This is a genomic window from Cytobacillus horneckiae (assembly GCF_002835735.1).
In the GTDB taxonomy this organism is placed as follows: domain Bacteria; phylum Bacillota; class Bacilli; order Bacillales; family Cytobacillaceae; genus Cytobacillus; species Cytobacillus horneckiae.
Genome location: NZ_PISD01000062.1, coordinates 1 through 26,909, shown reverse-complemented (window position 1 = coordinate 26,909; position 26,909 = coordinate 1). Strand labels below are relative to the sequence as shown.

Here is a 26,909-nt window from a genome sequence, read left to right as displayed (position 1 = left end):
GCAGCTCTTTTTTTATTTGCTTTCAAGAATAAGTGTCACAGGGCCATCGTTCGTTAACTGAACATCCATCATAGCTCCGAATTTACCAGTCTCTACCTTGATACCTTTTTCACATAGTAGCTTATTAAAACCGTCGTAAATCTCGTTTGCCTGGTCCGGACGAGCAGCATTCATAAAGTTTGGCCTTCTCCCTTTTCGGCAATCACCATATAAAGTAAATTGTGAAACAGAAAGAATTTCACCGTTCACATCTAATAATGAGTGATTCATTTTACCATCTTCGTCTTCAAATACCCGAAGATGTGCAATTTTATCTGCTAAATAAGCTGCATCTTCCATCGTATCTTCATGTGTGACGCCAACAAGTAAAACAAACCCTTTAGAAATCTTCCCGATCATTTCTTTCTCAACGGTTACAGTTGCTTCTTTGCTCCGTTGAACAACTACTTTCATTTTCCGCAGCTCCTTAGTTCATAATCCTTCTAACAGCATAAACATCCGGAATTTGTTTAATCCGTTCAACAACTTTTTGCAAATGGCTCACATTATGAATGGATATCGACATATTAATTGAAGCTGCTTTACTTTTATCCGAGCGGCCTGTAACCGCTGAAATATTCGTTTTCGCTTCGTTAACCGCTTGCAATACTTCGTTTAATAAACCGCGACGGTCATAGCCGGTGATTTCAATTTCTACATTATATTCTTTCCGGTCATTTAATGCTGTCTCCCACTCAACTGGAATCAGCCTTGCCTTCGCATCATCTGTATTGATATTTGTGCAGTCCGCTCGATGGACAGATACACCGCGGCCTTTCGTAATAAAGCCGACAATTTCATCTCCAGGGACTGGATTGCAGCAGCGCGATAAGCGAATGAGCAGATTATCAATCCCTGATACTCGTACACCTGATTCTCGCTTTTTCGCTTGAGGCAGCTGCTTCAATTCTGAAACTGCATTCGAGATGTCCTTTTTCTCCTCTAAATCCCGCTGCTTGCGAACCTTTTCCGTTAATCTGTTTGCAACTTGAAGAGCAGTAATCCCGTTATAGCCAACTGAAGCGTATAAATCTTCTTCCGCAGCAAAATTATATTTTTCTGATACACGCTTAATATTTTCTGCTGTTAAAATTTCCTTCGGTTCAAAATCCATATTGCGAATTTCTTTTTCTACTAATTCACGGCCCTTTTCAACATTTTCTTCTTTACGCTGTTTTTTAAAGAATTGACGTATTTTGTTTTTTGCTTGTGAAGACTGTGCTAGTTTCAGCCAATCTTGACTTGGACCGTACGAATGCTTCGAGGTTAAAATTTCTACGATATCACCCGTTTGCAGTTCGTAATCAAGCGTAACCATTTTGCTATTTACTTTCGCACCAATCGTTTTATTCCCGATTTCCGAATGAATGCGGTAAGCAAAATCAATCGGAACAGATCCTGAAGGCAGTTCAATTACATCTCCTTTAGGCGTAAAAACAAAGACCATATCTGAGAAAAGGTCCATTTTCAATGATTCCATAAATTCTTCCGCATTAATGGAATCATCTTGGAAATCCAATATTTCTCTAAACCATTTAAGCTTTTCTTCAAAAGAAGAATGCTCATCGACTTTTTTGCCCTCTTTGTATGCCCAGTGTGCAGCGATACCAAACTCGGCAATTCGGTGCATGTCAAAGGTTCTAATTTGTACTTCTAAAGGGTCTCCTTTAGGTCCAATAACTGTTGTGTGCAGCGATTGGTACATGTTTTGCTTTGGCATTGCAATATAATCCTTGAATCTACCCGGCATCGGCTTCCAATGGGTATGAATGATTCCCAAAACCGCATAACAATCTTTAATACTATTTACAACAATCCTTACAGCCAGCAAATCATAAATTTCATTAAATTGCTTGTTTTGCAAAGCCATTTTACGATAAATGCTATAAATATGTTTTGGACGGCCAGAGATTTCTGCATTAATAGAGACATCATCCAAGCGGTCGCGCATGACAGATATAACATCCTCTAAATACTGTTCCCGCTCTGCTCTCTTCTTTTTCATTAGGTTTACAATACGATAGTATTGCTGTGGATTTAAATATCTTAAGGCTGTGTCCTCAAGCTCCCATTTTATCTTTGATATCCCTAAACGGTGCGCTAGCGGAGCAAAGATTTCTAATGTTTCATTAGATATGCGGCGCTGCTTTTCTGCTGGCAAATGTTTAAGGGTACGCATATTATGCAGCCTATCAGCCAGTTTAATAAGAATAACCCTTATATCCTGTGCCATGGCTACAAACATTTTCCGATGGTTTTCGGCTTGCTGCTCTTCTTGCGATTTATACTTAATCTTTCCAAGCTTTGTTACACCGTCGACAAGCATCGCTACTTCTTCATTAAAAGCTTCCTTAATATCTTCAAATGTTGCTTCTGTATCCTCCACTACATCATGGAGAAATCCTGCAGCAACCGTTGCCGGATCCATTTCCAAATCTGCCAGAATTCCAGCTACTTGAATGGGATGAATGATATAAGGTTCACCTGATTTCCGATATTGTTCACGATGGGCATGCTTGGCAAATTCATATGCCCTTTTAACAAATTGTGCATGCTCCTCATTCAAATATTTTCTTGTCCTGTCGATGACTTGTTCGGCGGTCAAAACCTGATCGTTCGCCATGGAATCACCTTTATCCCAGTTATTTTTTCTACATCTTCCGTTTAATTAGAAAAAGCTCTGAACACGCATGCACTACCAAAAACTAAAGGCGTCAAGTGAAGACCTGATGTTTTGATAGATGATAACGCTGGAGCTAAACAGTTCTTAAGTTAAAACTTTATACAATATTAACAAATTAGAATAGAAAATAGCCGCTGATTATCCATTTTCGTTATTCATTCATTATAAATATAAATAGTAAAAATAGAAACGATTGTTACTATTATCGAAAAAAAAACCAGAGATGTAAAGGGATTGCCTATTTTTTTTATGAAAAAAATAAAAAAATGTCGAAGTTTGCGATTATTTTTTCCTCCGGTGACAAATCTCACCAATATTAAAACAAAAAAAGAGCGCCTTGCAGCGCTCAAAAAATTAATATTCCATTAATGTCAGAACATCATATTTATCAAGTTTGTCACGTCCATCTAAATAAGTCAGTTCAATTAAGAAGGCAATTCCTGCAACTACGCCGCCTAATTCCTCGACTAGCTTAATCGTCGCTTCAATTGTGCCGCCTGTAGCAAGCAGGTCATCAGTAATTAATACTCTTTGTCCAGGTTTGATCGCATCTTTATGAATCGTTAGAATATCCTTGCCATATTCCAGGCCGTAATCTACTTTAACCGTTTCTCTAGGCAGTTTTCCTTCTTTGCGAACAGGTGCAAATCCAACTCCTAAAGAATATGCAACCGGACATCCGATAATGAAACCACGTGCCTCGGGACCAACAACTAGATCAACCTGTTTTTCTTTTGCATAGGTAACAATTTGATCTGTGGCATATTTATAGGCTTCGCCATTATCCATTAAAGTGGTAATATCTTTAAATTTAATTCCTGGTTTTGGCCAGTCCTCAACGATCGTGACATATTGTTTCAAGTCCATTCTTCTTCCATTGCCTCCTCAATTTGCACAGACGTTTGCAGCACTTCATCAAACCAAGCTTTTAATTGTCCCGATGTAGCGTACAATAAATCATTTTCAAGAGCAGTTTGCTTCTGTCTCATCTGATATGTCTGTGAATCCGATAAATCTCTTTTGCTCATTGATTGTTTAAGAGAAATCATTCCATTCTCTATTTTAACAAAATCCAACTCAAAAAACACTTTTGTCATAAAATCTATTGAATCAAGGCTCCATCCTTTAAACTTCGCAATCTCATTGCTTCGCTCGCTTAAGCGGAAGGGACCTCTCTTCGCAATTAACCCATAATACCATTTAAAATGATCTCTGTTCGGCATCATGCTAAAATAAGCACTTTCTTCTTTAAAAAAGTGCACATAAATACGGGCAGGATTTTTGCCTGCAAACAGCGAAACTAATCGCTCTTTCGCTGGCGGCAAGTCCGCTAATATTATATGCTTATGATTGATGTCCAAATTTATTGCACTATCTTGATCCGTAATTAGGGTAAAAGTGCCAGTATGTGATGGCAGCTTAGCAATATTCTCTTCATTAAAAACAATCCATACTATATTATCTGTTTCTATTGTACTGTTAAGCTTTTCTAGATGCTTAGCTCCTCTGACATCAAATAGCTGCCATTCAGAAATCGCTAGATCTTGAAGAAAGATTTGCGGCTTCCTTACATTATTCCATTCATTGACAGACAATTCTCCGATTACCGAAACTTTCGCATCAGGTGAGATCTCATCATAAAGCACGCCAAAGCCAAACCCGATTCCATCAAGAGCTGAACCGTCCTGTTCAATAGTCACCTTTAAATGAGACTGATCGGCTCCAATCTTCCTCAACATAGATACATTTGCATTCTTTATAAGTACCTTTGGTTTCGGATTTTCAACACCATACGGCGCAAGCTTTTGCATCTCTTGAATCGTCGCAAGCTCCGCTTGCTTCACATCCAATTCATCATCTAGCATAGTGACCGGAATGAAATCCTCTTCTGTTAATAGCTCTTCAGCCTGCCTTTTCAATCTTGCCCTTAATTCATCTACATCCGATAGCTTTAATGTCATGCCCGCAGCCATTGGATGTCCTCCAAAATGAGGCAGAATATCCCTTGACTCCGAAAGATTTTTAAACAAATCAAATCCAGTGATACTTCTGGCTGAACCTTTGGCCTCGCCTTTGACAGAATCGAAGCTTAAAACGATTGCTGGTCGATAGTATTTCTCAACCAATCTGGAAGCAACAATGCCGATTACCCCCGGATTCCACCCTTCTTTACCAACAACAATGACCGGATTATCCTCAACGGGAAACCGTTCTTCCACTTCATTGATCGCTTCTTCAGCTATTTTGCTGACAATGGATTTTCTTTCTTTATTCATCCCATCGATTTCTTCTGATAATGCTTCCGCATCAAATTCATCCGTTGCCATTAATAACTCTACTGCAGGGTCGGCACTATCCAAGCGTCCGACTGCATTTAACCTAGGCGCAATGATAAATCCAATGGTCTCCTCATCAATAGCTGCTTTCTCAACATTTGCTAGCTTTAGCAATGCTTTTATACCAAAATTATTTGTATTTTGGAGCTTTTTCAGTCCTCGCTTCACTATCAAGCGGTTTTCGCCTTTTAACGGCACTAAATCAGCAACCGTGCCGATAGCTGCAAATTCCAGCAGATGCTCTGGGACATGACCGATAAGTGCATGTGCCAACTTAAAGGCTACACCGACACCCGCCAGGTCTTTAAAGGGATATTCACTATCAGGTAGTTTCGGATGAATGACAGCATGACAGTCCGGTATAATCGGGCCAGGTTCATGGTGATCAGTAATGATTAAATCTAACCCAAGCTTTTTAGCTGCAGCTGCTTCATTAACCGCTGCAATCCCTGTATCTACAGTAATCACTAAACCAATACCAATGTCTGACGCATATTCGAAGGCAGGAATATTAGGGCCATACCCTTCTGTAAAGCGGTTTGGAATATAGAACTGAACATCCGCACCCATTTCCTGCAAAGCATTCATCATCACAGTCGTACTTGTGACTCCATCCGCATCATAATCACCAAAAATCAAAATAGGTTCTTGATTTTCAATCGCCTTTTTAATACGATTCACGGCGATATCCATGTCTTTTAATAAAAATGGATCATGGAATGCCTGTTCCTGGTCAAATAAAAAATACCGTGCTGATTGAACGGTATCCAGTCCGCGATTAATAAGTAACTTGGCTAAGACAGATGAAATTTTTAATTCATTCACAAGATTTTGTACCTTATTTTCATCTGATTGCCGAACAATCCATCGTGTTTTCGAATGTAACATACGTTCACCCCTTAGCCTTTTCATTATACAAGAGGGACTAGTACGTTTCAATTATTGTTTAACGGTTCACACGAATTTCCAATAAGGGCGATTGCCTTACAGGCTGTCTAGAAACTCATTTCTAAAAAAATTGAAAGGTTGGGGATTCTCCGAGGCTTACCACTCGCTACCTCCGCGGTTCGAGTGGACACCTCTTCCAAATCCAACTTCACTTTCTGAAGGCGATTGCCTTATTATATATCGCTTTTATTTTACACGAGCCGGTTTGTCATTCTCTCTTATGGTTTGAACTTTCTTCTTTTTTTCAACCCCATGCTTTTTATCAGCAGCAGCTTCAGTTTGGCTAAGCTCCTTTTTTAGCACATTTACTTGCTTTTGCAGATTAAAAATCCGTACAATGCCTACAGAGCCGACGATTAATCCTCCCATTAAAACAGATCCCAATATTACTAATATTAGCGGCCAGCTGCTTTCACCAAACAAATAATTAACCGTTACTGGGTCTACATTTATTACTGCGAATATCGCCACGATTAGAGTAAAAGCGAATCCCAATAAAATAATCCACTGATTTTTCACACAGATTCCCCCTCATTTATGTTTTATATGGATTTATGTGAATAAACACATTTTGAACCTCGTGATACTCCAATAACTTCTTTTTAACTTCCTTCCCTACTTTATGGCCTTCTTCCACAGTCATTGTCGGGTCTACAGCAATTTTTAAATCAATAATGACATAGTGGCCATGCTCTCTCGCATGAAGCTCATCTAAACGTTTCACTGCATCGACTGCAATAACTGCCTCTTTAAAAGTCGCTATATCTTCTTCATGCAACACATGATCCAAAGTATTATGAATAGAATCCTTTCCAAGCTTATAGGCCATGTGAATAATCATTACGGCAACGAAGAAGCCTGCTACAGGATCAGCATATTCCAGCCACCACACTCCAAGACTTCCGCCAATTATTGCACTGGTAATCCCGATTAATGCGGCGAAGGAGGAATAGACATCTGACCGATGCTCATATGCATTGACAATTAATGCTTCGCTTTTTAATTTCTTTCCCAAATTGTACTTATATCTAAACATGCCTTCTTTTACAATAATGGACACGACCACTGCCGCAATCGCTATTATCTTTGGTGCCTCAACCGGTTCAAATAAGCTTTTAAAGGAGGAAACAGCGATTTCAATTCCAACAATAAATAATAGTACCGCCACAATAATTGCTGCAATTAATTCCGCTTTACCATGACCATATGGATGGTCCTCATCCGGTGGCTGCTTAGCTGCAACCAAGCCTATGTAAACCGCCAGTGACCCAGCAACATCTGATGCAGAATGAATTGCATCAGCTATCAATGCTTTACTGCCTGAATACATGCCAATTAACCATTTAAAGATCGCAAGCAATACATTGCCTGCAATACCGACTATTGCAGCAAATTCAGCTTGTTTAAAACGCGCATCCTTATCCAATACTAACGCCCTTCCTACCTTATTCTTACAATTAGTGTAACCTATTCTAAAAGTCCCATAACTTGAAAGGCATACTTTATTATTTTTTCCAGATAGGTTTAAAGAATCTCCCCTTACAAACAAAAAAAGCATCTGCTTGTTAGCAGATGCTTTTTATAAACTATACTTGCGGCTCGTCACTCGTTTTCTTTTTCTCTTTATAAGTGATCAGTACACCATGTTTCTTCAGTTCTTGACCTTTCCATGTTAACCACATTTGTGCAGCTAGGAAAATAGATGAATACGTACCGGCAATTAATCCAACTAATAATGCAAGATTAAAGTTACGGATTGATTCACTGCCGAAGATTAACAAGCCTAGGACAGCAAGCAGCACTGTGATAATCGTGTTTAAAGATCGCCCTAATGTTTGGCGCAAGCTTTGATTAGCAATTGCCGACAGCTCTTCGAACGTTTTGATTTTTTTCTTTCTTACCATGTTTTCACGTATTCTATCAAAGGTTACGATTGTATCATTGATTGAGTAACCTATAATGGTCAATACAGCTGCAATAAATGTTAAATCTGCCTCAAGCCTTGTTATGCTAAAGAAGACGATGATGAAAAATGCATCATGCAGCAAAGCCAGGATGGCGGCAAGCGCCATTCTCCATTCAAACCGGACAGTCACATAAAGAACAATTCCTACAGAAGCAATTGCCAGTGCATATAACGCATTTTTTGCGATTTCTTTTCCGACAGTCGGAGAAACGGTACTTACATTTGGCTTAGATCCATATTCATCTTCAAGCTGTGCTTGCAGATTTGAAATTTCTTCTTTAGTGAATACAACATCTTTAATTCTGGCAACTCCAATCTCATTGTTATTGCCTGAGATCACAATATCATCTGTCTCGATTCCTGATTCAGCAAGAGATGATTTAAAATCCTCTGTCTTTATGGGCTGATCAGACATTTGCTCAATTCTAGTTCCCTGCGAGAAGTCAATGCTTAAATTTAATCCAACCAGGCTCAGTATAACTGTTCCAGCAATGATTAAAGCACCGGAAAAAGCAAAATATTTTTTACGATGTTTAACAAAATCAAACCTGTCAAACTTCGTTGTTAAATCAATTGTTTCGATATTTTCACTTAAGCTGTGGATGTCTTTTTTGTTTACCCCAAACCATCCTGGCAGCTTGTTAAATAAATTGCTGTTCACACACAGGCCAAGAAGTAATCTTGTTCCGTATACAGCTGTGATAAAGCTCATCAGAATACTTAATATTAAAGTGGTTGCAAAACCTTTCACTGAGCTTGTGCCATAAAAAAACAGCGCGCCTGCAGCCAGCAAAGTAGTTAAATTGGCATCAAAAATAGTCGACAATGAGTTCTTACTCCCAGCCTTAAATGCCGCTTTTATTGATCGTCCTACCCTGATTTCATCCTTAATCCGTTCATAAGTAATAATATTGGCATCCACGGCCATACCGACACCGAGAATCAGCGCAGCAACACCTGGCAGCGTGAGTACAGCATTCATTAAATTAAACACGACTAATGTAAGGAATAAATAAATCGTTAGCGTAATTGCTGCAATGAATCCTGGGAAACGATAATAACCAATCATAAAGATAAAGATGGCGGCAATACCTATCAAACCACCGATAATCGTTTTTTCAAGCGCTGTTTCCCCGAATTGCGCACCTACAGAAGTAGAATATACCTCTTCTAATTGAACCGGCAGTGACCCTGCGGATAAAAGGTCTGATAATGTCTTAGCCTCTTCAAGTGTGAAGCTGCCTACGATAGATACAGAGTCCTGATTAAATACTTGTTTCACGCTTGGTGCTGATAAGAATTTCGGATCTTCCTTTGATACCTCTTTAGCAAAGGAGTCCACACCCTCTTCAAAATCAAGCCAAATAACAAGCAAATTTTCACCTGCTGGTTTATTAACAATTTCTTGTGTCACTTCTTTAAACTTGCTTGCACTATTTAACTTGATAGATACGCTTGGCTGACCGTTCTCATCAAAAGTTTGAGTCGCGCCTCCCTCAACAAGATCGGTACCATCCATTAGGACATTGTCATCAACATCCCGAAAAGTTAAATTTGCTTCAGTTGATAGCATTTCACGGGCTTGATCTTGATCAGTCACTCCCGCTAGCTGAACTCTGATGCGATTGTCGCCTTCAATTTGGATATTCGGCTCACTTACGCCTAAAACGTTAATCCGTCGATCTAAAGACTGTGCTGTTGCAGATAATGCATCCTGATTAATAACTTGTCCCTCTTTTGCAGGCAAAACATCATATAAAACTTCAAACCCACCCTGCAAATCAAGACCAAGCTTTACATCTTTTATAATATCTTTCGATGTGAATCCCATCAAACTTCCAAATAAGATTAATATGAGAAAGAATGACAAAATTCTGCTGCGTTTTACCATTATGTAAATATCCTCCTTAACCAAAAAATGCGATGGCGGCCTTGCTCTAGTGTCAATAAAAATAGACATAACTTAAAAAGGATATTTTCTATCTTTCTTATGTGAGCAACCACACAGCGCAGCTGGGCAATTTAAGCTTTCAAGAAGCTTAAGGAACGTATAGCAATATTATCATTATGAAACAAGAGGAAGGGACTGTCAATTTTATATAAAAGCATATTTATTAATCAATATACGACTTTTTATTTCCAATCCATTCCATCTACCTATTGACAAACGAATCATTTCAAAAGTTCTCTCATCTCTTCTGCATTATCTAATGAGAATACTGTATCCTTGTACACTTCCACAGTTGTGAAATTAATAAATTCACCTACTTTTATCCCTAAAACTTCCTCGACTATTTCGAATAATCTGATATCCGATTTAGGTGTCTTCCATTTTTTCTTTATTAGGAACGACCACAATTCATCTGCTTTCACTTGTTCATATCCAAGCAGGCGGAACTCATTCAATTTCACATCCAAAGCCGGTTCCACTTCTTCGCGAAAGATATCGTATGCATGCATTTTTGCCATTTTACTTCCCTCCCTTTATTTTTTTTATTATTAATATTGAAAGTTAATTAAGAAAATCAGTAAAGCTTGTCATGCTTCGTCCATGCCTTTGCATATAAATTTATTGTATATGATTACTTCTATTTTGAGAAGGCAGGGAATTAGATGTCAAAATTTATACAAGGAACCATCATTTTATTAGCTGCTGGACTTGTCACAAGGGTTCTCGGCTTCATCAACCGAATAGTAATTGCCCGCTTTATTGGTGCTGAAGGTGTCGGACTGTATATGATGGCCTTTCCCACATTTATTCTTGTTGTTACCATTACGCAATTCGGGTTACCCGTAGCGATATCAAAAAATGTTGCTGAAGCTGATGCAAAGGGCGATACAGCTAAAACTAAAAAAATCCTCATCGTCTCGTTAGCGATTACTTTAGCTTTGTCGTTGCTTTTCACCCCTGCATTATTGCTGTTGGCCCCTTACTTATCCCAACATCTGCTGACCGATTCAAGAACACTTTTTCCTTTACTCGCCATCGCGCCTGTTGTTCCGATTATCGCTGTATCGTCTGTGTTAAGGGGATATTTCCAAGGAAAACAAAACATGAAGCCTGCTGCTTATTCACAGCTTCTTGAGCAGGTTGTTAGAATTACGTTAATCGCCGCCTTAACGAAGGCCTTCTTGCCATATGGGATAGAATATGCCGCTGCCGGAGCAATGCTTGCGGCTGTGATCGGTGAACTTGCCTCATTGATCTATTTACTCACTATGTTTAAATTGAAAAAGAAATTCAGAGTTCGAAAACAATTTTTCAAATATGTACATGAAGGCAAATCAACGTTTAAACAGCTAATGGAAGTGGCTCTTCCTACAACTGGAAGCCGCATGATTGGATCGATTGCATGGTTTTTCGAACCAATTGTCGTCGCCCATAGCTTGGCCTTGGCAGGAGTAGCAACAGCTGTTGCCACACAAGGCTACGGAGCGCTAACAGGGTTTGCCATGCCCATGCTAATGCTGCCATCATTTATTACAATTGCTTTATCCACTTCACTTGTCCCGGCAATTAGTGAAGCCAAATCAAATAATCAGTTCAATTTAATAGAGTACCGCATTCACCAAGCTTTAAGATTTTCCTTAATTACTGGCGGCCTTGCAGTCGTTGTCATATTTGTTCTTTCAGAACAGCTGATGACAGCAATGTACGGATCAAGTACAGGGACGGAGTTTATTAAAATGATGGCGCCGTTATTTTTGTTTTATTATTTTCAAAGCCCATTGCAAGCAGCATTACAAGCGCTTGACTTAGCCAGGGCTGCCATGATAAATAGCTTAATAGGTGCAGTAGTAAAAATATCCGTTATTTTCCTGCTGGCCAGCCAGCCTGCTTTTGGTATTACCGGTGTAGCAATCGGGCTGATCGTTGGATTTGTTTTAGTTACATTGCTCCATTTTGCCACGCTTTTAAAGGCTTATTCTTTTACTATTCACATTCGCGAATATGTGTTAACTGTCTTAATCATGTTCGGCACAGGCATGCTAGGCTACTGGCTGCTTGAATACTTGGACAATGTATCAATGGTTGCATCCATTTTCATTATTACAGCGATTATAAGCGTATGTTATATCATCCTTTTGCTTTTAACCCGCTTAATTAGAAAAAATGACTTGCTTAGCATTCCTTGGATCGGCAAAACGCTTTCAAAATTCGCTTTCAAATAAAAGGTTGAATTAAAGATCAGTAGACGGTGACCTCCCACGCGGGTGATTAGGTAGGCTCCTCGGCGCATTTTGCGCCTGAGGGTCTCCTTGCTACTCCAATCAACAGCACGCAAAAAATGATCAACTTTGCCAAATAAAAATGAAGACATGAACATCTTATAAAATAAAATGTCTATCTCTTCATTCATTCTTTAAATCGATGTAAAAATCGTTGTTCTCAAAGCTGCAAAACGATATCTTCTTAACATCCGCATAGCCTCTTTTGTCCAGTTCTTTTCTCAGCCATGCCTCATCTTTGTTTATTCTTTTTAGATTTTCAACGATGATATTCCCATCCATAATGATAGGGATTGTAATTTCAGTGTCTTCATTTTCACTTTCATTCTTTTCAAAAACTGACAAGCTCCCTGATGATTCTAAAATAGCATATTGCACGTCTGAAATTCGCGCAATATCTTTTTCCCGTAATTGGAGCAGCAGATCATCAAAATTGTATCTCTGCTTTTTCATCGCATTTTCGTCTATTTTTCCTTGATTGATAATGATAGTCGGCTTTCCATCCATTATGTCACGCAATTTCTTGCTTTTTAAAGACCAATAAGCAAATATAATTTGTACAATCATTAATATCAGCATTGGCAGTACATGCCTGAATAAGTTTTCATCTGCCTTTTCTATCGCAACAACGGCCAATTCTGCAATCATAATCGAGATGACAAGGTCCAGAATACTCAGTTCTCCTATCTCTCTTTTCCCCATCATCCGGTAAATGCTAGTTATTAGTCCGTATAAAAAAAGTGTACGGAAAATGACAATCAAATACTCTTCCATTTCATGTCCCTCCTTGTGCATACGTTCTTATGTTGCACATGTAAGAAATAAATATGATAGGTCTTTTTTTTCATAAAAATGATCAGGATTGCATATGAAATTTTTAAAAGACGATTCTATTTTTTGTATGCCTGAATATGCTTGTACTAAGGGAAAGAAGGTATTTCACTTAATTTGCGTATGGAAAGGGGAGGTTGAGCATAGAGGAGTCAAAAGCTTTAGGGACATCGATATTGTATGGAATAATTGCTATATTCACTTTAGCCATTGTTTGCAGCTTTCTATTTGCTATTATTCTTAGATTTACATCTCTGCAAGAATCTTCAGTGCAATATGTAATCACTGCCATTTCATTCATTGCTCTATTCACAGGCGGATTTATATCCGGAGGAAAAGGAAAACAAAAAGGTTGGCTATTAGGAGGCTTAACGGGTCTAATATATGCCATCATCATCTTCCTTTTTCAATATTTAGGCTTTGATAAGCTATTTAACGGAGAACAGCTCGTTTACTTCATTTGCTATATACTTATCGCAATGATGGGTGGCATACTTGGAGTGAATATGAGTTCAAAAGGACGCTCATAGCTTTCTGTAGAAGGTACGTCTTGTTGACGTTTTCAGAGTGCCTCAGAAAGTGATATAAGTAAATTTAGTTAGATTTGGATTTGGAGAGAGGTGTCCGCTCTGCTCCTACGAGAGAGTAGGGAGACATTCGAGACCCTAAAGGCGCATAGCGACGAAGCAGATCGACGGTCGCCCTGCTAAAAAGCGAGCGGTAACCTCGGTAAATCCCGACATTAGTTTCTCTACAGCCTACAGCCAGGGAACGTCTTGTTGACGTTCTTTTCGTTTTCCAAATAAAAAAACCGCCTCAAAAAGCATTGCTTTTCAAGGCAGTATTCTGCACTTACTTCGACAGCATGTCTCCTGAAGCAGATTCTGTTACTTCGCGGATTGCTTGGCGATCGTATGTAAGACGGCTTCCATCGCCACACTTAATGACGATTTTATCTTCATCAATTGCATCAACGAATCCATGAAGGCCGCCGATTGTAACTACTTTATCTCCTTTTCTCAGCTCATTCTGCATATTTGTAACTGCCTTTTGACGCTTTTGCTGTGGTCTGATTAAAAGGAAATAGAATAATACAAACATTAAAATTAAAGGTGCTAATGTTGCTAACATTTCCATATAGTTTTTCCCCTCCTTTCAAGTATTAGAAGTTTTTCGCATCTGGTTTATTAAAACCATATTGTTCGAAAAATTCTTCTCTAAAGTCACCTAGACGATCCTCTCTGATTGCCTGTCTGACCTGTTCCATTAATTTTAACAGAAAATAAAGGTTATGATAAGTTGTTAGCCTTATTCCGAAAGTTTCGTCACATTTGATTAAGTGCCTAATATATGCTCGGCTATAATTTCGGCATGTGTAGCAGTCGCAGTTTTCATCAATTGGACCGAAATCACGGGCAAACTTAGCATTTTTTACTACTAAGCGGCCATTGCTTGTCATTAATGTGCCGTTGCGCGCAATCCTTGTTGGCAGTACACAATCAAACATGTCCACACCGCGAATAGCACCATCAATTAATGAATCCGGAGAACCGACTCCCATTAAATATCTAGGTTTATCGCTTGGCAATAAAGGGGTTGTTTCCTCCAACACCCGGTTCATAATATCTTTAGGCTCGCCAACAGATAGACCTCCAATGGCATACCCTGGGAAATCCAATGATACTAAATCCTTGGCGCTTTGTGCACGCAAGTCCTTATATTCCCCGCCTTGAACAATACCAAATAATCCTTGATCATTCGGACGCTGATGCGCTTCTAAACATCTCTCAGCCCATCTGGAAGTTCTTTCAACAGACTGTTTCATATAGTCATGTGTTGCAGGGAACGGTGGACATTCATCAAATGCCATCATGATGTCAGAGCCAAGTGAATTTTGAATTTGCATCGCCTTTTCCGGTGATAAAAAGAGCTTGTCTCCATTAAGGTGATTGCGGAAATGCACGCCCTCTTCTTCTATTTTACGGAAATCACTTAAACTAAATACTTGAAATCCGCCAGAATCTGTTAAAATTGCCCGATCCCAGTTCATAAACTTATGCAGGCCGCCAGCTTCTTCAACAATTTCATGTCCTGGACGAAGCCATAAATGATAGGTGTTACTTAAAATGATACCTGCTCCCATTTGCACAAGTTCTTCGGGAGACATCGTTTTTACGGTAGCTAAAGTACCTACTGGCATAAAAACAGGCGTTTCAAAAGAACCATGAGGAGTATGAACCTTCCCAAGCCGCGCACCGGTTTGCTTACAAGTCTTAATTAATTCATAACGAATAGCTGTCAATTGTATTTCTCCTTCTTTGTAAATCTAGGCGCTCGCCAAAAGCCCTAGTTTGATTATGCAAAATTTTAACTATTACTCATTTAACATAAAATTTGCTCGTTTACTTTATGAGCATCGCATCGCCAAAGCTAAAGAAACGATAACGCTCTTCTACCGCACGATTATATGCATGCAGAACATGCTCACGTCCGGCTAAAGCACTGATGAGCATAATTAATGTTGACTTCGGCAAATGAAAATTAGTAATCATTCCATCAATTGCTTTAAACTCATATCCGGGATAGATGAATATGTCTGTCCATCCACTCGCTTCTGTAAAATGCCCATTATGTGCTGTCGCAATTGTTTCTAATGTTCTTGTGGAAGTTGTCCCTACACTGATTATTTTGCCTCCATTAGCACGAACCTCATTCAGTCTATCTGCCGTTTCAGCAGTCATATGATAAAACTCCGCATGCATATCATGCTCGGTTACTTCGTCTACACTTACAGGACGGAAGGTGCCTAAGCCAACATGGAGTGTGATAAAGAGCAATTCCACTCCCATCTCTCTAATTTCCTGCAACAGCGCTTCTGTAAAATGCAGGCCGGCAGTCGGAGCTGCGGCTGAGCCATTTTCACGAGCATAAACCGTCTGATAGCGGTCGCGATCTTCCAACTGCTCTTTTATATAAGGTGGCAGCGGCATTTCTCCAAGCCGATCTAATACTTCATAAAATATGCCATCATATTGAAAGTCGAGAATCCTGCCGCCGTGGTCGCTTTCTTCGATACATTGCGCTCGCAATAAGCCGTCGCGAAAAATGAGCGTTGTTCCTACTTTTACTCGCTTAGCAGGTTTGATTAATGTCTCCCAGCGATCACCCGCTTGCTGCTTCAGAAGCAATACTTCTATTTTCGCTCCAGTATCTTCCTTAACACCAAATAAACGCGCAGGTAAAACTCTCGTATCGTTCAATACGAGCGCATCCCCTTGCTTTAAATAGTCTTTAATATTTTTAAATGTATCATGCTGCAATTCGCCAGTTTCTTTATTCAGCACCATTAATCGGCTGTTTGCTCTTTCTTTTAACGGCGTTTGAGCAATTAATTCTTCTGGTAAATGAAAATCAAATAAATCTACTTTCATGATGTCACCGTCTCCAACTTTTTAATCTATCGTTTAACGAAACCTTCCAATGAAATATACAATAACAGATAAAACAATACTAATCACAATCGACGTTACAATCGGAAAATAAAAGGTTGTATTTCCCTTTTTAAAAACGATGTCACCTGGTAATCGGCCAATATTGAAAAAATGCATAATAAATCCGATAGCAAAAATGATAGCTCCTGCAATCATTAACCATTTAGTCAATCAGATGGCACCTCCAGCTGAAAATGATTGTAAACTAATGGAGTCGCTATTCGTCCTCGCGGCGTTCTTTGCAAAAAGCCAATCTGCAATAAATACGGCTCATATACATCCTCAATTGTATGTGATTCCTCGCCAATAGTGGCCGCGATTGTTTCTAATCCGACAGGACCGCCTCTAAACTTCTCAATAATCCCTTTTAACAATTTATGATCAATATGATCCAAGCCAAGACGGTCGACTTGTAGCATTTCCAAGGCTTCAGCTGCAAGTTGATAATCTACTGAACCATCTGCCCGAACTTGAGCATAATCACGCACCCTTCTTAAAAGCCGATTAGCAATTCGCGGTGTCCCTCTTGATCTTGTTGCAATCTCGCTTGCAGCTAATTCATCCACTTCCGTTTCGAGAACGTCAGAGGTACGAATAACGATTTCCTTTAGCTGCTCCTTATTATAGTATTCCAATCTGCTCATTACGCCAAACCTGTCCCGAAGCGGTGCTGATAACGAGCCGGCTCTAGTTGTTGCTCCAACGAGCGTGAATGGAGGAAGATCTAGTCTTACAGAGCGCGCTCCAGGACCTTTTCCTATAACAATATCCAAGCAGAAATCCTCCATTGCAGGATAAAGCACTTCTTCAATCGACCTTGGCAAGCGGTGAATCTCGTCAATAAATAGAACATCACCCGGCTCTAAAGCTGTCAAGATTGCAGCTAGATCACCAGGCCTCTCTATTGCTGGACCAGCTGTGGTTCTTATGTTGACACCCATTTCATTGGCGATAATAGTTGCCAATGTTGTCTTTCCTAATCCCGGCGGACCATAAAGCAAGACATGATCTAAAGTTTCTTGTCTGAGCTTTGCAGCCTGGATGAAGATTTCCAAGTTTTCCTTCACCTTATCCTGCCCAATGTATTGCTTCAAAGATTGCGGTCGCAGGCTTAGCTCAAATGATGAATCCTGTATATCCGCTTCTCCTGATATAATACGATCCTCCATCTCCACAATCACCTCTTTTTCTAAAGGAATGTACCGTTACTTGACGTTTGCACCGCTATCTCTGAGAATGAGGTCGTTTCCTTCTTAGGTTTTACCATGTAATGATAACTCATTACCAGATAAAATCCCTATCCTATCAAGGAAAATGAAGATCATTTTAATAGCTTTTGCAACGCTTGCTTTATATATTGATCAGTTGTTAATCGTTCTTTCTTCAAGTCTTTAGAAATTTTCTTTAACTCCCTGTCGGAATACCCAAGTGCCTGAAGCGCCAATATCGCTTCATCGAATTCCGTATTGCGCTCTTCTTCTTCTGCCAACCTTTCAGCCGTAAATAAATTAGGAAAAAAGTCAGGAACGACTTCAGGCAGCTTCCCTTTTAAATCCAGAATCATCTGCCGAGCTGTCTTTTTACCGACACCGGGGAATTTAACAAGGAAGGCCTCATCTTCATTTTCAATCGCCTGAACGACCTGACCCGGTTCTCCAGTTGCTAACACAGCTAAAGCGCCTTTAGGACCAATCCCTGTTACATTCAATAATTTAATGAATAAAAGCTTCTCTTGACGCGTTGAAAAGCCGTAGAGCGCAGAAATATCTTCCCGTACATAGTGGTATGTAAATATTTGCACTTCCAGGTTTGACTCCGTTGAGTATCTAAAAGGGTTGGGAGTTAAAATTTGATAGCCAATCCCATTATTTTCAATGACAATAAATTCTGGCCCAATATAATCTATACGGCCTTTAATATATTCATACAACGACTGCTCGCTCCCCCTGTTTTTTCGTACCTCATTTTATCATACTATACTTTTCTCTCGAAGGGAAAAAGTGAAATACTTCCGAAAATAATATGAATTCTTTTGTGAAAAAATGAAAAGAAGACCAGCAATTATTGCCGGCCTTCTTCTCTATTTTCTCCAACTAAAACTTCCTTCAGCTCATCTTTTACACTGCTTTTCGCAAGCGGCACGTCAGAGCGATACGCAGAGCGGCAAATTAAATGTGCTGAAACCGGCGCTGTTAAGAAGACGAAAAAGATAACTAATAGTAATCGGATGCTAAATACGCCTTCATGAATGACGAAGAACACCAATGTACCGACGAGTGTAAACAACACACCGATCGTGGAGCTTTTTGAAGCTGCGTGTGAACGCGTATACACATCAGGCAATCGGATAAGACCTATCGCACTTAAAAAACTAAATATTGACCCTATTAGAATTAACACTCCAGCAACAATTTCACTTGTTACGCTCAGACTCAATGACGACACCCCTTTCTAAAAATCGCGCAAATGCAATTGTCCCAATGAAGGATAAAATCCCCAATAGAAGCATGACTGAGAAAAAGGCACTTGTGCGCATAAAGATCGATATAATCGCAATTCCTGCAATTAAATTCACACCAATATTATCAAGTGCTTGAACACGGTCAGGAATAGAGGGACCTTTAACTAGGCGGTACACTGCGGCAAGGATAGACAAGACAAGGAAGAATAGTGCAATCATCAACAATGTTTCAATCATTTTCTTGTCACCTTCTTTATAGACTTTTCAAATCTTTCTTTCGACTTCAGCAAGGAGTCGCTGGAGGTTGGTATATCCAGCCCATGAACATAAAACACTTTATTATCATCTGATACTTCAACCACTACTGATCCCGGCGTTAAACATAACAGGAAAGATAATAAAGATATTTCAAGCTCCCCTTCAAGATCTGTTTCGAGAGTGAATATACCCGGAGTTATATCCAATTTAGGACGAATAACCTGCATCACTACTTCAATACTAGAAGTAAACAATTCATGGATAAATACTACAAAAAGTCTAAAGATGTTCAAGAAAGTAATGAGGTAAAAATTATGGGCAAAAAAGCGCCTCATTAAAAACAAAACGAATATCCCGACTAAATATCCTGCAAAAAAGGAAAGGAAACTCCATTCATCTTGCAAGAACACCCATAATGTAGCAATAAAAAGATTAATTAAGACCTGCATCGCCATAGGAGCTACCATCCCTTCCTTTAATAATCAGTGGCTCTTTTGAAAAGGTCATTGTGCATTACCTCCAAGGACCGCTTCAATATAAAGAGATGGATTCATTAAGCCTTCCACAGCGATCTCTACGTAATCATGAAGCAACTCTGCACCAAGGCCAAGGCCAATTGTCAGCATGACAAGCGCCACAATCGGGAACATTACCCCTCTTGTTGTTCCTTTCTCCATCTCTTCTGAAAGAATTGTTTCTCCCCAGAAGCTGTTCATAAAGATTTTCATGACAGAGAATAGAACCATAAGGCTCGTAATTAAGCCAATTGCGCCAAGCCAATAATAGCCTGAAGTAAATGTCCCTTCAGTAATATACACTTTACCAATAAACCCGCTTAATGGCGGAATACCGGAAATTGATAAAGCGGTAATAAAGAACATCCACCCTAAATACGGATGCGTCTGAATCAAGCCACTCATATCATCCAAATTGCTAGTGCCTGCGATGGCGATAATCACGCCGCCAATAATGAAGATTAATGCTTTTATCACCATATCATGCATTAAATAGTAGATTGAGCCCGTCATCCCAGCATCAGTGAAAGATGCAAGACCAGCTAAAATAAAGCCAACCCCTACGACAACATTATAGGTCAGTATTTTCTTAATATCTTTATAGGCAATCGCACCCATTGCACCTAATACCATTGTAACAGCGGCCATAATTCCTATAATAAGATGCGTTACTTGCGGCTCATGATAAAATACAAGAGTGAAAAAGCGGTAAATTGCATAAATGCCGACCTTTGTAAGCAACGCAGCAAAGACTGCAGCAACGGCTGTTGGAGGCGCACTATACGATCCTGGCAGCCAGAAAAATAGAAATAAGCCAGCCTTTAAACTAAATACGAAAAGGAATATGATTGCAACTGCTGTCATCAGTCCACCCTGTCCAACTTCAGCAACACGTTCTGATAAATGAGCCATATTCAACGTTCCAGTGACTGCATACAAGTAAGCGATCGCGATAAGGAACAAGAAAGATGCAATAATATTAACTAAAACATATTTTATTGATTCACGAAGCTGAATGCTTTTTCCACCTAAAGTAATTAAGGCGTATGAAGAAATCAGCATCACTTCAAAACAGACAAATAGATTAAATACATCTCCTGTAATGAAAGAACCGTTTACACCAGTAATTAAAAATAGAAACAAAGGATAGAAATAATGCTCTTCCCTCTCACGACCGATTGATTTAAATGCATATATCACACAAAACAGTGCAACGATGCTTGTCGTGATGAGAAGCAGAGCAGACAGCATATCAACAACCATGCTTACGCCAAACGGAGCTTCCCATCCCCCAAGCTGCAACGTTTGAATACCTTCATGCTTAACCTGATAAATAAGATAGGCTGCCGCTCCTCCAGTACCTGTCATGGAGAGAATGCTTAAAACACGATGCAGCATAATCCTTCTTCTAAAAATGACCATGATGAGCCCCAAGATCATCGGTATAATGATAGGCAGTATAACTATATTATTCATCTTCATTACCTCTCATCTGTGCTGTGTCATCCGTTCCTAGCACCTTGTATGAACGATAGCTCAATACTAGGAAAATAGCTGTAGTTGCGAAGTTAATAACAATCGCTGTCAAAATGAGGGCTTGTGGCAGTGCATCCGTAAACGATGTTGAACCAAGGCCTAATAACGGCGGCCCACCAGCTTTCACTCCACCCATTGTTATGATCAGCAAATGAACACCATGACTGATAATAGATGTACCTAAAATAATTCGCAATAAGCTTTTTGTTAAAATTAAATACGTTCCAATGGCAAAGAATACTCCGATTAGAATCGACATTAAAGATTCCATATTATCGATCCTCACTTATCGTCATTATTATGACCATTGCTGTTCCAATAACAGCAAGGGCCACACCGATATCAAATAAAACTGCTGTTGCAAGCTCGGTTTTACCGAAGATAGGCAAATGGAAATAATCAAATGCCTGTGTTAGGAATGGCAAATCAAAGAATACGCCACCCATCCCTGTTAACACAGCAATTAAAACGCCAACTGCCGTTAAAACTTTAAAGTCAACAGGGAAATTCGCACGGACCGAATCCACATCATATGATAAGAACATAAGTGTCAAGGCTGCAGCAAAGGCTAGACCGCCAATAAAACCGCCACCTGGATTGTGGTGACCTGCAAAGAAAAGGTTAATTGCAAAGGTAAAAATAATGACGACAGCTACTTTTGTTACGCCGCGCAAAATAATATCATTTGGCTTTTTCATTATTTTTCCCTCCTTGACAAACCAAGTTTAACTAAAGTGTATACGCTCAATGCGGCAATACAGAGAACAAATATTTCAAGCATTGTATCAATACCCCTGAAATCAACAAGGATGGCATTTACGATATTTTTCGCCCCTGCAAGCTTATATGAATCTTCATAAAAACCGGCAATCGGCTCAAATAAGCGCGTGCCATTAGCAGAAAGCGCAAATAATGTAACAACTACACCAACACCGATTGAAATAATCAAGTTTAATGGTTTAAATGGTACACCTTTCTTTTCCTTATGCACCTGCTCTTTAAACCTAGGCAAATGATAGAAGCATAATAGAAATAACGCAGTTGTTACGGTTTCAACAACCAATTGTGTAAGTGCCAAATCAGGCGCTCTGAAAATGACGAAGAACATCGAAACGAGATACCCGAGTACACCAAGTGAAATAATTGCTGTTAAACGTGATTTCGCCAATAGTACTGTAAAAGCAGCAACGATCATCGCCACCATTAAAGCAATTTCATAAAAGTTGACAGGCGCATTATTGGAGGCATCAAATGAAATCGAATTAGTGACGATTAAGGTTCCGCCTACAAACAATATAAAGAATCCAAATAAATACGCGATATAGTCTCGTATATATCCAGTCATATATTTATCAGTTAACGAGGCTGACCAGCTTTGCGCCTTGTCCAAAGCTGAATTATATATCGCATTCAGCGTAATGCTTTGCGGGTACATCCTATAAATCCCCGCCCACTTCCGTAAAGAAATATACATTAAAGTCCCTAGCGCAATGACACCTATAGTCATAAATAATTCTGTATTCCAGCCATGCCAAGGAGTAATATACATATCCATTATACTGTTCTCGGCAATCGCAGGCAGGACTGCAGCGACAGAAGGCTTTAATAAATAATCACCAATCATATTCGGGAAGAAGAAAAAGATTACAACAAGCGAAGCTAAAATAATCGGTGAAATCAGCATGCCAATTGGCGCCTCATGTGCTTTTTTCTCTAAACGCTCCGGCTTGTATTTTCCTCTAAAGGTCTTGAACACAAGAATCATACTATAGATAAAAGTGAATACACTTGCGACCCAAGCGATGATAGGGAATAAAATACCAAACGTATCCATATTGAATTCGGTCAGGTTTGAAACATCAACAACTGAAGCAAAGAACATCTCTTTACTTAAGAATCCATTAAATGGAGGCAGTCCAGCCATTGAAAATGCTCCAATTACAGCCACTGTAAATGTGATTGGCATAATGGTCATTAAGCCACCTAGTCTTCTAATATCACGTGTACCTGTTTCATGGTCGACAATACCCACGACCATGAATAGGGCACCTTTAAAGGTGGAGTGATTGATCATATGGAAGATTGCTGCTGTGATGGCAGCTGCATATAGATCGGCTTCATCACCATATCCAAAATATAAAGCGGCTGAGCCAATTCCAAGTAAGCTCATGATTAACCCTAATTGGCTAATTGTCGAATAAGCAAGCAGCCCTTTTAAATCTGTCTGTCTTACAGCATTAACGGATCCGTATAATAAAGTAATTAATCCGATTCCGGATACAAGCCAGAACCATTCAGAAGTACCGCCAAATACAGGTGTGAATCTTGCAACAAGATAAATTCCAGCCTTAACCATTGTTGCAGAGTGTAAATAGGCACTAATTGGCGTCGGTGCTTCCATCGCATCTGGTAGCCAAATACTGAATGGAAATTGCGCAGACTTTGTAAACGCACCAATTAGTACTAGTATCATTGCGGGGATAAATAAGCTATGGCCTGTTATCGTGTCAACTTGTGTAAACATCTCGCGTATGCTGTATGTGTCAGTCATCATTGATAGCATAATGAAACCTGAAAGCATAGCCAATCCGCCAAAAATCGTAATAAGCATCGACTTTTGGGCGCCGTAGCGAGACTTTTCACGCTGATACCAATAGGCGATTAGTAAGAAGGAAGAAATACTTGTCAGCTCCCAAAAAACATAAAGCACTAAAATATTATCAGAGAATACAAGCCCGAGCATTGCACCCATAAACATCAATAAATACACATAGAAGTTATGCAACGCTTCTTTTTCTTTAGATAGATAATAAATAGAATAAAGAATTACTAATGCACCAATTCCAGTAATTAATAAGCCAAATACTAGACCTAAACCATCTACATATGCATCAAAATTAATCCCAAAGGATGGAATCCAATTCAGCGATTGATAAGCGGCTTCTCCTGAAGATATACCGGGGATAAAACGTAGTAAATATATGAAAATTACAACAGGAATAATAAGCACAAACCACCCTGTATGAATCCGGGAGTTAAACAGCTTATATAATAATGGGACGAAGATAGCAAATATAAATGGGATTAAAATCATGATGTGCAATAAAGACACCCCAAGTCCCCTCCTTCTGTTCAAAAATATTGTCCTTATTTTTATCTAAGTTTTTATATTTTATTGTGTCTCAATTATAAAAAACCATTACATTAGATAATAAAAATCACCTTAAATGCCAATCCTAATCATATTCCTAAACTTCCTAAATAGAGGAATTAATTAAATTTCTTAAATTTGATTGACTGTTTCTGTAGCATGAGATATAGTCATACATAGTTTATTGATATTAAACGAAATAATTGAACTCACATCTATTACGAGGTGACCTTAAAAATGAAGAAAATAAAAGGACGAATGGACGAAAGCATCCTAGTATGTGTGTACTACGGACCGAACGGTGAGCGTCTGATTCAACGTGGTTGTAAAATTGCAAGCATGCTAGACTGTCCTCTCTATATACTAACAATAGATCCGCAGCCTTTTGATGATATGGATGCCGAAAAATCACATTACATTACGAAATGGCAGCAGATTGCTGAGATGCATAGTGCAGAAGCTTTTATTCTAAAAGATAATGAGAAACGTCCTGTCTCTAAAGTAATTGCAGAAGTTGCAAGAGAAAAACATATTACACAAATTATCCTTGGGCAAACTGCACAAAGCAGATGGGAGCAAATTGCTAAGGGTTCTATTATTAACTCCTTATTGCGTGAGGTTCCGTTTGTTGACCTGCACATAATCTCAGTATCGCGTTATTTAAAAGATCAAGAAGGTCAATATGAGAAAGGTGTTCGCGCATACCTAGTTAAAGAAAGCGACCATTACCGTGTGACATTCAAACATACAAGTAACGTAGAATATGAAGGTATCTTCTTTAAAGACTTTGGAACGGATTTCAACAACGGAGTTTTTAAATTCATGAAAGATAAGCAAACATTGCAAGTTGCTGTCATTGAGGACATCATCACTGATTTAACGAATGTTGATATGACGCCTGAATATGAAGAGGAAGATTAATCATTTCCTCGAGCAGCCTCCATTAATAATTAATGGAGGTTTTTTTTATAAATTCACATCTACCTTAATCAATTGCTGTTCATTTTTATTAATGCCAATATATCTCAATGTTTCCGCAGGTGTATGATGGTTGTAGATAGACATTAATATTGAAATAGCAATTCCTTTTCGATAGGCATGGTATCCGAACGTTTTTCTAAGTGTATGCGTACCAATTTTCCCCGCTACTCCAACCTTCTTAGCAGCATTATTAATGATTCGATAAGCTTGTTGACGTGTAATTGGCTGTTCATTCTTTTTGGATTTAAATAAATAATCGTTCTCGCTAAAATCGAACAAATTCATATAACTTGTCAATTCATTTTTAATACTGTTATTTAAATAGAACGCCCTTACTTCTTCAATTTTATCGCCCTTAATATACAAAAACTCTTTTATACCTTTGCCATCCCATAAATCTTTGACCTTTAAATACAGCAAATCGCTAACCCTTATACCTGTATTAATACCTAACACAAAAAGGAGCACATCTCTTTGAGACTGTTTCTTTAATTCCCTCTTGATTTCATTAATACTGCCAATATCTCTAATTGGGTCCACAAACTCCACAGGATTTCCTCCTAGAAATTTAATGTAACTTAATTGTATGTTAACAAAAATTAAGTTACATTACAACTTAGAAAAACTAAAATCTGCCCATTAATGATAATTAATAATTTTCACTATTTTCTTTCATTAGGTCAAAACGGAAAACATTAATAAGCGGCCATTTATGCCGGCCGCTGTTTCTTCAGTTTATGAAGCTTCCTCTACATATGAATAATCACTAAATGATTGTAGAACTTCAATATACCGATCTTTCGTCATAATCGGAATTCCTTTTTTCAGTTCTTCACATTTTTTACTCTCTAATTTTCCAAGGTCAATCTGAAAAAAAGATTGAATGATATTTGCTTTATTTGGCCTGCCATTGAAAATAGTTAATACACCTTCATCTGTAATGCCAAAATATCCATTTGCTTTCAATAGAGGAGAAATATCATCCATATGCCGACGAAAAACCACTTGCTCTTTATTCATATCAATTAACTGCCATGCATCATATTTTGCCCAGAAATCTTCAAATGACCAAATCGTTTCAACAACAGTTTCCTGACTCACATCACCGTCTAGATAAACTCGTTCCAAAATCACATTCATATTTAAATTCGTATCATTTTCATCTGACTTTTCCATATTGGCTGCAGCTAGACTATCGCTCGAGTTATAAAAAACTACAGTGCTCATAAATATTAATACAGAAGCAATAAGTGATACTCTTTTCGTTCTCACTTTTAACCACCCCATTAAAATTCAGTATTAAATAAATGCATCTATTTACTATTTTCCCCAATTTCAACATCCTTATGCCGATCATCAGGAAAACTTGATTTTGGTGCTATGCTTATATTTTGCGTCAGTTGGCACTTCTCTTGCGCCTCTTCTCTCTTTTTTGCATCAGTTCGCACTTCTTTTGCGCCTCTTCTAGCTTTTTTGCGTCAGT

General features: G+C 38.9%; 27 protein-coding genes. 3 read left to right on the top strand and 24 right to left on the bottom strand.

Features of this window, described 5'->3' with window-relative positions; genetic code table 11:
* Positions 1-12 precede the first annotated feature (12 nt).
* The 8 genes from dtd to CWS20_RS23025 all read right to left on the bottom strand — a co-directional run bounded on the left by dtd (position 13) and on the right by CWS20_RS23025 (position 10,441).
* A complete protein-coding gene (gene dtd / locus CWS20_RS23060; protein ID WP_066191808.1) occupies positions 13-453 on the bottom strand; it encodes a D-aminoacyl-tRNA deacylase in 441 nt (146 codons plus the stop codon).
* Between the two features lie 13 nt (positions 454-466).
* Positions 467-2,662, bottom strand: coding sequence for a RelA/SpoT family protein (locus CWS20_RS23055; RefSeq protein WP_066191804.1), 2,196 nt, complete (start codon positions 2,660-2,662; stop codon positions 467-469).
* Between the two features lie 414 nt (positions 2,663-3,076).
* Complete coding sequence (locus tag CWS20_RS23050) at positions 3,077-3,589, bottom strand: adenine phosphoribosyltransferase (protein WP_066191801.1); 513 nt, start codon at positions 3,587-3,589, stop codon at positions 3,077-3,079.
* Complete coding sequence (recJ, locus tag CWS20_RS23045) at positions 3,580-5,946, bottom strand: single-stranded-DNA-specific exonuclease RecJ (RefSeq protein WP_066191798.1); 2,367 nt, start codon at positions 5,944-5,946, stop codon at positions 3,580-3,582. The genes CWS20_RS23050 and recJ overlap by 10 nt, the downstream gene beginning before the upstream one ends.
* A 246-nt stretch (positions 5,947-6,192) precedes the next feature.
* A complete protein-coding gene (locus CWS20_RS23040) occupies positions 6,193-6,525 on the bottom strand; it encodes a LapA family protein (protein ID WP_066191795.1) in 333 nt (110 codons plus the stop codon).
* A gap of 16 nt (positions 6,526-6,541) precedes the next feature.
* Positions 6,542-7,432, bottom strand: coding sequence for a cation diffusion facilitator family transporter (locus CWS20_RS23035; RefSeq protein WP_066191792.1), 891 nt, complete (start codon positions 7,430-7,432; stop codon positions 6,542-6,544).
* 160 nt (positions 7,433-7,592) lie between these two features.
* Positions 7,593-9,863, bottom strand: a complete 2,271-nt coding sequence (gene secDF / locus CWS20_RS23030; protein ID WP_066191790.1) for a protein translocase subunit SecDF — start codon at positions 9,861-9,863, stop codon at positions 7,593-7,595.
* 281 nt (positions 9,864-10,144) lie between these two features.
* Complete coding sequence (locus CWS20_RS23025; protein ID WP_066191786.1) at positions 10,145-10,441, bottom strand: post-transcriptional regulator; 297 nt, start codon at positions 10,439-10,441, stop codon at positions 10,145-10,147.
* Positions 10,442-10,585: 144 nt separating this feature from the next.
* On the opposite strand from CWS20_RS23025, the gene spoVB reads away from it, so the two are divergent.
* Positions 10,586-12,145 (top strand): stage V sporulation protein B, encoded by a 1,560-nt coding sequence (spoVB, locus tag CWS20_RS23020; RefSeq protein ID WP_066191783.1) that lies wholly within the window; start codon positions 10,586-10,588, stop codon positions 12,143-12,145.
* 180 nt (positions 12,146-12,325) lie between these two features.
* Here spoVB and CWS20_RS23015 read toward each other — a convergent pair whose 3' ends face one another.
* Positions 12,326-12,976, bottom strand: coding sequence for a DUF421 domain-containing protein (locus tag CWS20_RS23015; protein ID WP_066191780.1), 651 nt, complete (start codon positions 12,974-12,976; stop codon positions 12,326-12,328).
* Positions 12,977-13,176: 200 nt separating this feature from the next.
* On the opposite strand from CWS20_RS23015, the gene CWS20_RS23010 reads away from it, so the two are divergent.
* Positions 13,177-13,563: a TIGR04086 family membrane protein gene (locus CWS20_RS23010; protein ID WP_066192071.1), complete on the top strand. Its 387-nt coding sequence runs from the start codon at positions 13,177-13,179 to the stop codon at positions 13,561-13,563.
* A 322-nt stretch (positions 13,564-13,885) separates the two neighbouring features.
* Here CWS20_RS23010 and yajC read toward each other — a convergent pair whose 3' ends face one another.
* The 13 genes from yajC to CWS20_RS22945 all read right to left on the bottom strand — a co-directional run bounded on the left by yajC (position 13,886) and on the right by CWS20_RS22945 (position 24,406).
* Positions 13,886-14,170, bottom strand: a complete 285-nt coding sequence (yajC, locus tag CWS20_RS23005) for a preprotein translocase subunit YajC (protein ID WP_066191778.1) — start codon at positions 14,168-14,170, stop codon at positions 13,886-13,888.
* Positions 14,171-14,195: 25 nt separating this feature from the next.
* Complete coding sequence (gene tgt / locus CWS20_RS23000; protein ID WP_066191769.1) at positions 14,196-15,335, bottom strand: tRNA guanosine(34) transglycosylase Tgt; 1,140 nt, start codon at positions 15,333-15,335, stop codon at positions 14,196-14,198.
* Positions 15,336-15,435: 100 nt separating this feature from the next.
* Positions 15,436-16,464, bottom strand: coding sequence for a tRNA preQ1(34) S-adenosylmethionine ribosyltransferase-isomerase QueA (queA, locus tag CWS20_RS22995; protein ID WP_066191766.1), 1,029 nt, complete (start codon positions 16,462-16,464; stop codon positions 15,436-15,438).
* Between the two features lie 33 nt (positions 16,465-16,497).
* On the bottom strand, positions 16,498-16,680 hold the full coding sequence (locus tag CWS20_RS22990; RefSeq protein WP_083957207.1) for a DUF2905 domain-containing protein: 183 nt from the start codon (positions 16,678-16,680) through the stop codon (positions 16,498-16,500).
* An 11-nt stretch (positions 16,681-16,691) separates the two neighbouring features.
* Positions 16,692-17,693 (bottom strand): Holliday junction branch migration DNA helicase RuvB, encoded by a 1,002-nt coding sequence (gene ruvB, locus CWS20_RS22985; RefSeq protein WP_066191761.1) that lies wholly within the window; start codon positions 17,691-17,693, stop codon positions 16,692-16,694.
* Positions 17,694-17,845: 152 nt separating this feature from the next.
* The gene (gene ruvA, locus CWS20_RS22980; protein WP_066191759.1) at positions 17,846-18,454 is read right to left on the bottom strand and encodes a Holliday junction branch migration protein RuvA; all 609 of its coding nucleotides are present in this window, start codon (positions 18,452-18,454) and stop codon (positions 17,846-17,848) included.
* A gap of 131 nt (positions 18,455-18,585) precedes the next feature.
* Positions 18,586-18,960 (bottom strand): Na+/H+ antiporter subunit G, encoded by a 375-nt coding sequence (locus tag CWS20_RS22975; protein ID WP_066191758.1) that lies wholly within the window; start codon positions 18,958-18,960, stop codon positions 18,586-18,588.
* Positions 18,938-19,222 carry a Na(+)/H(+) antiporter subunit F1 gene (locus CWS20_RS22970; RefSeq protein WP_066191755.1) on the bottom strand — a complete coding sequence of 95 codons (285 nt, stop codon included), beginning with the start codon at positions 19,220-19,222 and terminating at the stop codon, positions 18,938-18,940. The genes CWS20_RS22975 and CWS20_RS22970 overlap by 23 nt, the downstream gene beginning before the upstream one ends.
* Positions 19,219-19,698, bottom strand: coding sequence for a Na+/H+ antiporter subunit E (locus CWS20_RS22965; protein ID WP_066191752.1), 480 nt, complete (start codon positions 19,696-19,698; stop codon positions 19,219-19,221). The genes CWS20_RS22970 and CWS20_RS22965 overlap by 4 nt, the downstream gene beginning before the upstream one ends.
* 48 nt (positions 19,699-19,746) lie before the next feature.
* A complete protein-coding gene (locus CWS20_RS22960) occupies positions 19,747-21,234 on the bottom strand; it encodes a Na+/H+ antiporter subunit D (protein WP_066191748.1) in 1,488 nt (495 codons plus the stop codon).
* Positions 21,227-21,565, bottom strand: coding sequence for a Na(+)/H(+) antiporter subunit C (locus tag CWS20_RS22955; RefSeq protein WP_066191746.1), 339 nt, complete (start codon positions 21,563-21,565; stop codon positions 21,227-21,229). The genes CWS20_RS22960 and CWS20_RS22955 overlap by 8 nt, the downstream gene beginning before the upstream one ends.
* 1 nt (position 21,566) lies before the next feature.
* On the bottom strand, positions 21,567-21,992 hold the full coding sequence (locus tag CWS20_RS22950; protein ID WP_066191740.1) for a Na(+)/H(+) antiporter subunit B: 426 nt from the start codon (positions 21,990-21,992) through the stop codon (positions 21,567-21,569).
* Positions 21,992-24,406 (bottom strand): Na+/H+ antiporter subunit A, encoded by a 2,415-nt coding sequence (locus tag CWS20_RS22945; RefSeq protein WP_083957184.1) that lies wholly within the window; start codon positions 24,404-24,406, stop codon positions 21,992-21,994. The genes CWS20_RS22950 and CWS20_RS22945 overlap by 1 nt, the downstream gene beginning before the upstream one ends.
* 276 nt (positions 24,407-24,682) lie before the next feature.
* Between CWS20_RS22945 and CWS20_RS22940 the strand changes: the two genes are divergently transcribed.
* The gene (locus tag CWS20_RS22940; protein ID WP_066191739.1) at positions 24,683-25,366 is read left to right on the top strand and encodes a universal stress protein; all 684 of its coding nucleotides are present in this window, start codon (positions 24,683-24,685) and stop codon (positions 25,364-25,366) included.
* Positions 25,367-25,411: 45 nt separating this feature from the next.
* On the opposite strand, the gene CWS20_RS22935 is transcribed toward CWS20_RS22940, so the two are convergent.
* The gene (locus CWS20_RS22935) at positions 25,412-25,975 is read right to left on the bottom strand and encodes a tyrosine-type recombinase/integrase (protein WP_066191736.1); all 564 of its coding nucleotides are present in this window, start codon (positions 25,973-25,975) and stop codon (positions 25,412-25,414) included.
* A 186-nt stretch (positions 25,976-26,161) separates the two neighbouring features.
* Positions 26,162-26,698, bottom strand: a complete 537-nt coding sequence (locus tag CWS20_RS22930) for an intercompartmental signaling factor BofC (RefSeq protein WP_066191734.1) — start codon at positions 26,696-26,698, stop codon at positions 26,162-26,164.
* Between the last annotated feature and the right edge of the window lie 211 nt (positions 26,699-26,909).

Bases quoted from the DNA above. Each gene is read 5' to 3' on its own strand.
- dtd (WP_066191808.1), bottom strand. From the start codon at position 453: ATGAAAGTAGTTGTTCAACGGAGCAAAGAAGCAACTGTAACCGTTGAG.
- CWS20_RS23055 (WP_066191804.1), bottom strand. From the start codon at position 2,662: ATGGCGAACGATCAGGTTTTGACCGCCGAACAAGTCATCGACAGGACA.
- CWS20_RS23050 (WP_066191801.1), bottom strand. From the start codon at position 3,589: ATGGACTTGAAACAATATGTCACGATCGTTGAGGACTGGCCAAAACCA.
- recJ (WP_066191798.1), bottom strand. From the start codon at position 5,946: ATGTTACATTCGAAAACACGATGGATTGTTCGGCAATCAGATGAAAAT.
- secDF (WP_066191790.1), bottom strand. From the start codon at position 9,863: ATGGTAAAACGCAGCAGAATTTTGTCATTCTTTCTCATATTAATCTTA.
- CWS20_RS23025 (WP_066191786.1), bottom strand. From the start codon at position 10,441: ATGGCAAAAATGCATGCATACGATATCTTTCGCGAAGAAGTGGAACCG.
- spoVB (WP_066191783.1), top strand. From the start codon at position 10,586: ATGTCAAAATTTATACAAGGAACCATCATTTTATTAGCTGCTGGACTT.
- CWS20_RS23015 (WP_066191780.1), bottom strand. From the start codon at position 12,976: ATGGAAGAGTATTTGATTGTCATTTTCCGTACACTTTTTTTATACGGA.
- yajC (WP_066191778.1), bottom strand. From the start codon at position 14,170: ATGGAAATGTTAGCAACATTAGCACCTTTAATTTTAATGTTTGTATTA.
- queA (WP_066191766.1), bottom strand. From the start codon at position 16,464: ATGAAAGTAGATTTATTTGATTTTCATTTACCAGAAGAATTAATTGCT.
- CWS20_RS22990 (WP_083957207.1), bottom strand. From the start codon at position 16,680: ATGATTGCAGGAGCTATCATTTTTGCTATCGGATTTATTATGCATTTT.
- ruvB (WP_066191761.1), bottom strand. From the start codon at position 17,693: ATGGAGGATCGTATTATATCAGGAGAAGCGGATATACAGGATTCATCA.
- CWS20_RS22970 (WP_066191755.1), bottom strand. From the start codon at position 19,222: ATGATTGAAACATTGTTGATGATTGCACTATTCTTCCTTGTCTTGTCT.
- CWS20_RS22965 (WP_066191752.1), bottom strand. From the start codon at position 19,698: ATGGCGATGCAGGTCTTAATTAATCTTTTTATTGCTACATTATGGGTG.
- CWS20_RS22960 (WP_066191748.1), bottom strand. From the start codon at position 21,234: ATGAATAATATAGTTATACTGCCTATCATTATACCGATGATCTTGGGG.
- CWS20_RS22955 (WP_066191746.1), bottom strand. From the start codon at position 21,565: ATGGAATCTTTAATGTCGATTCTAATCGGAGTATTCTTTGCCATTGGA.
- CWS20_RS22950 (WP_066191740.1), bottom strand. From the start codon at position 21,992: ATGAAAAAGCCAAATGATATTATTTTGCGCGGCGTAACAAAAGTAGCT.
- CWS20_RS22940 (WP_066191739.1), top strand. From the start codon at position 24,683: ATGAAGAAAATAAAAGGACGAATGGACGAAAGCATCCTAGTATGTGTG.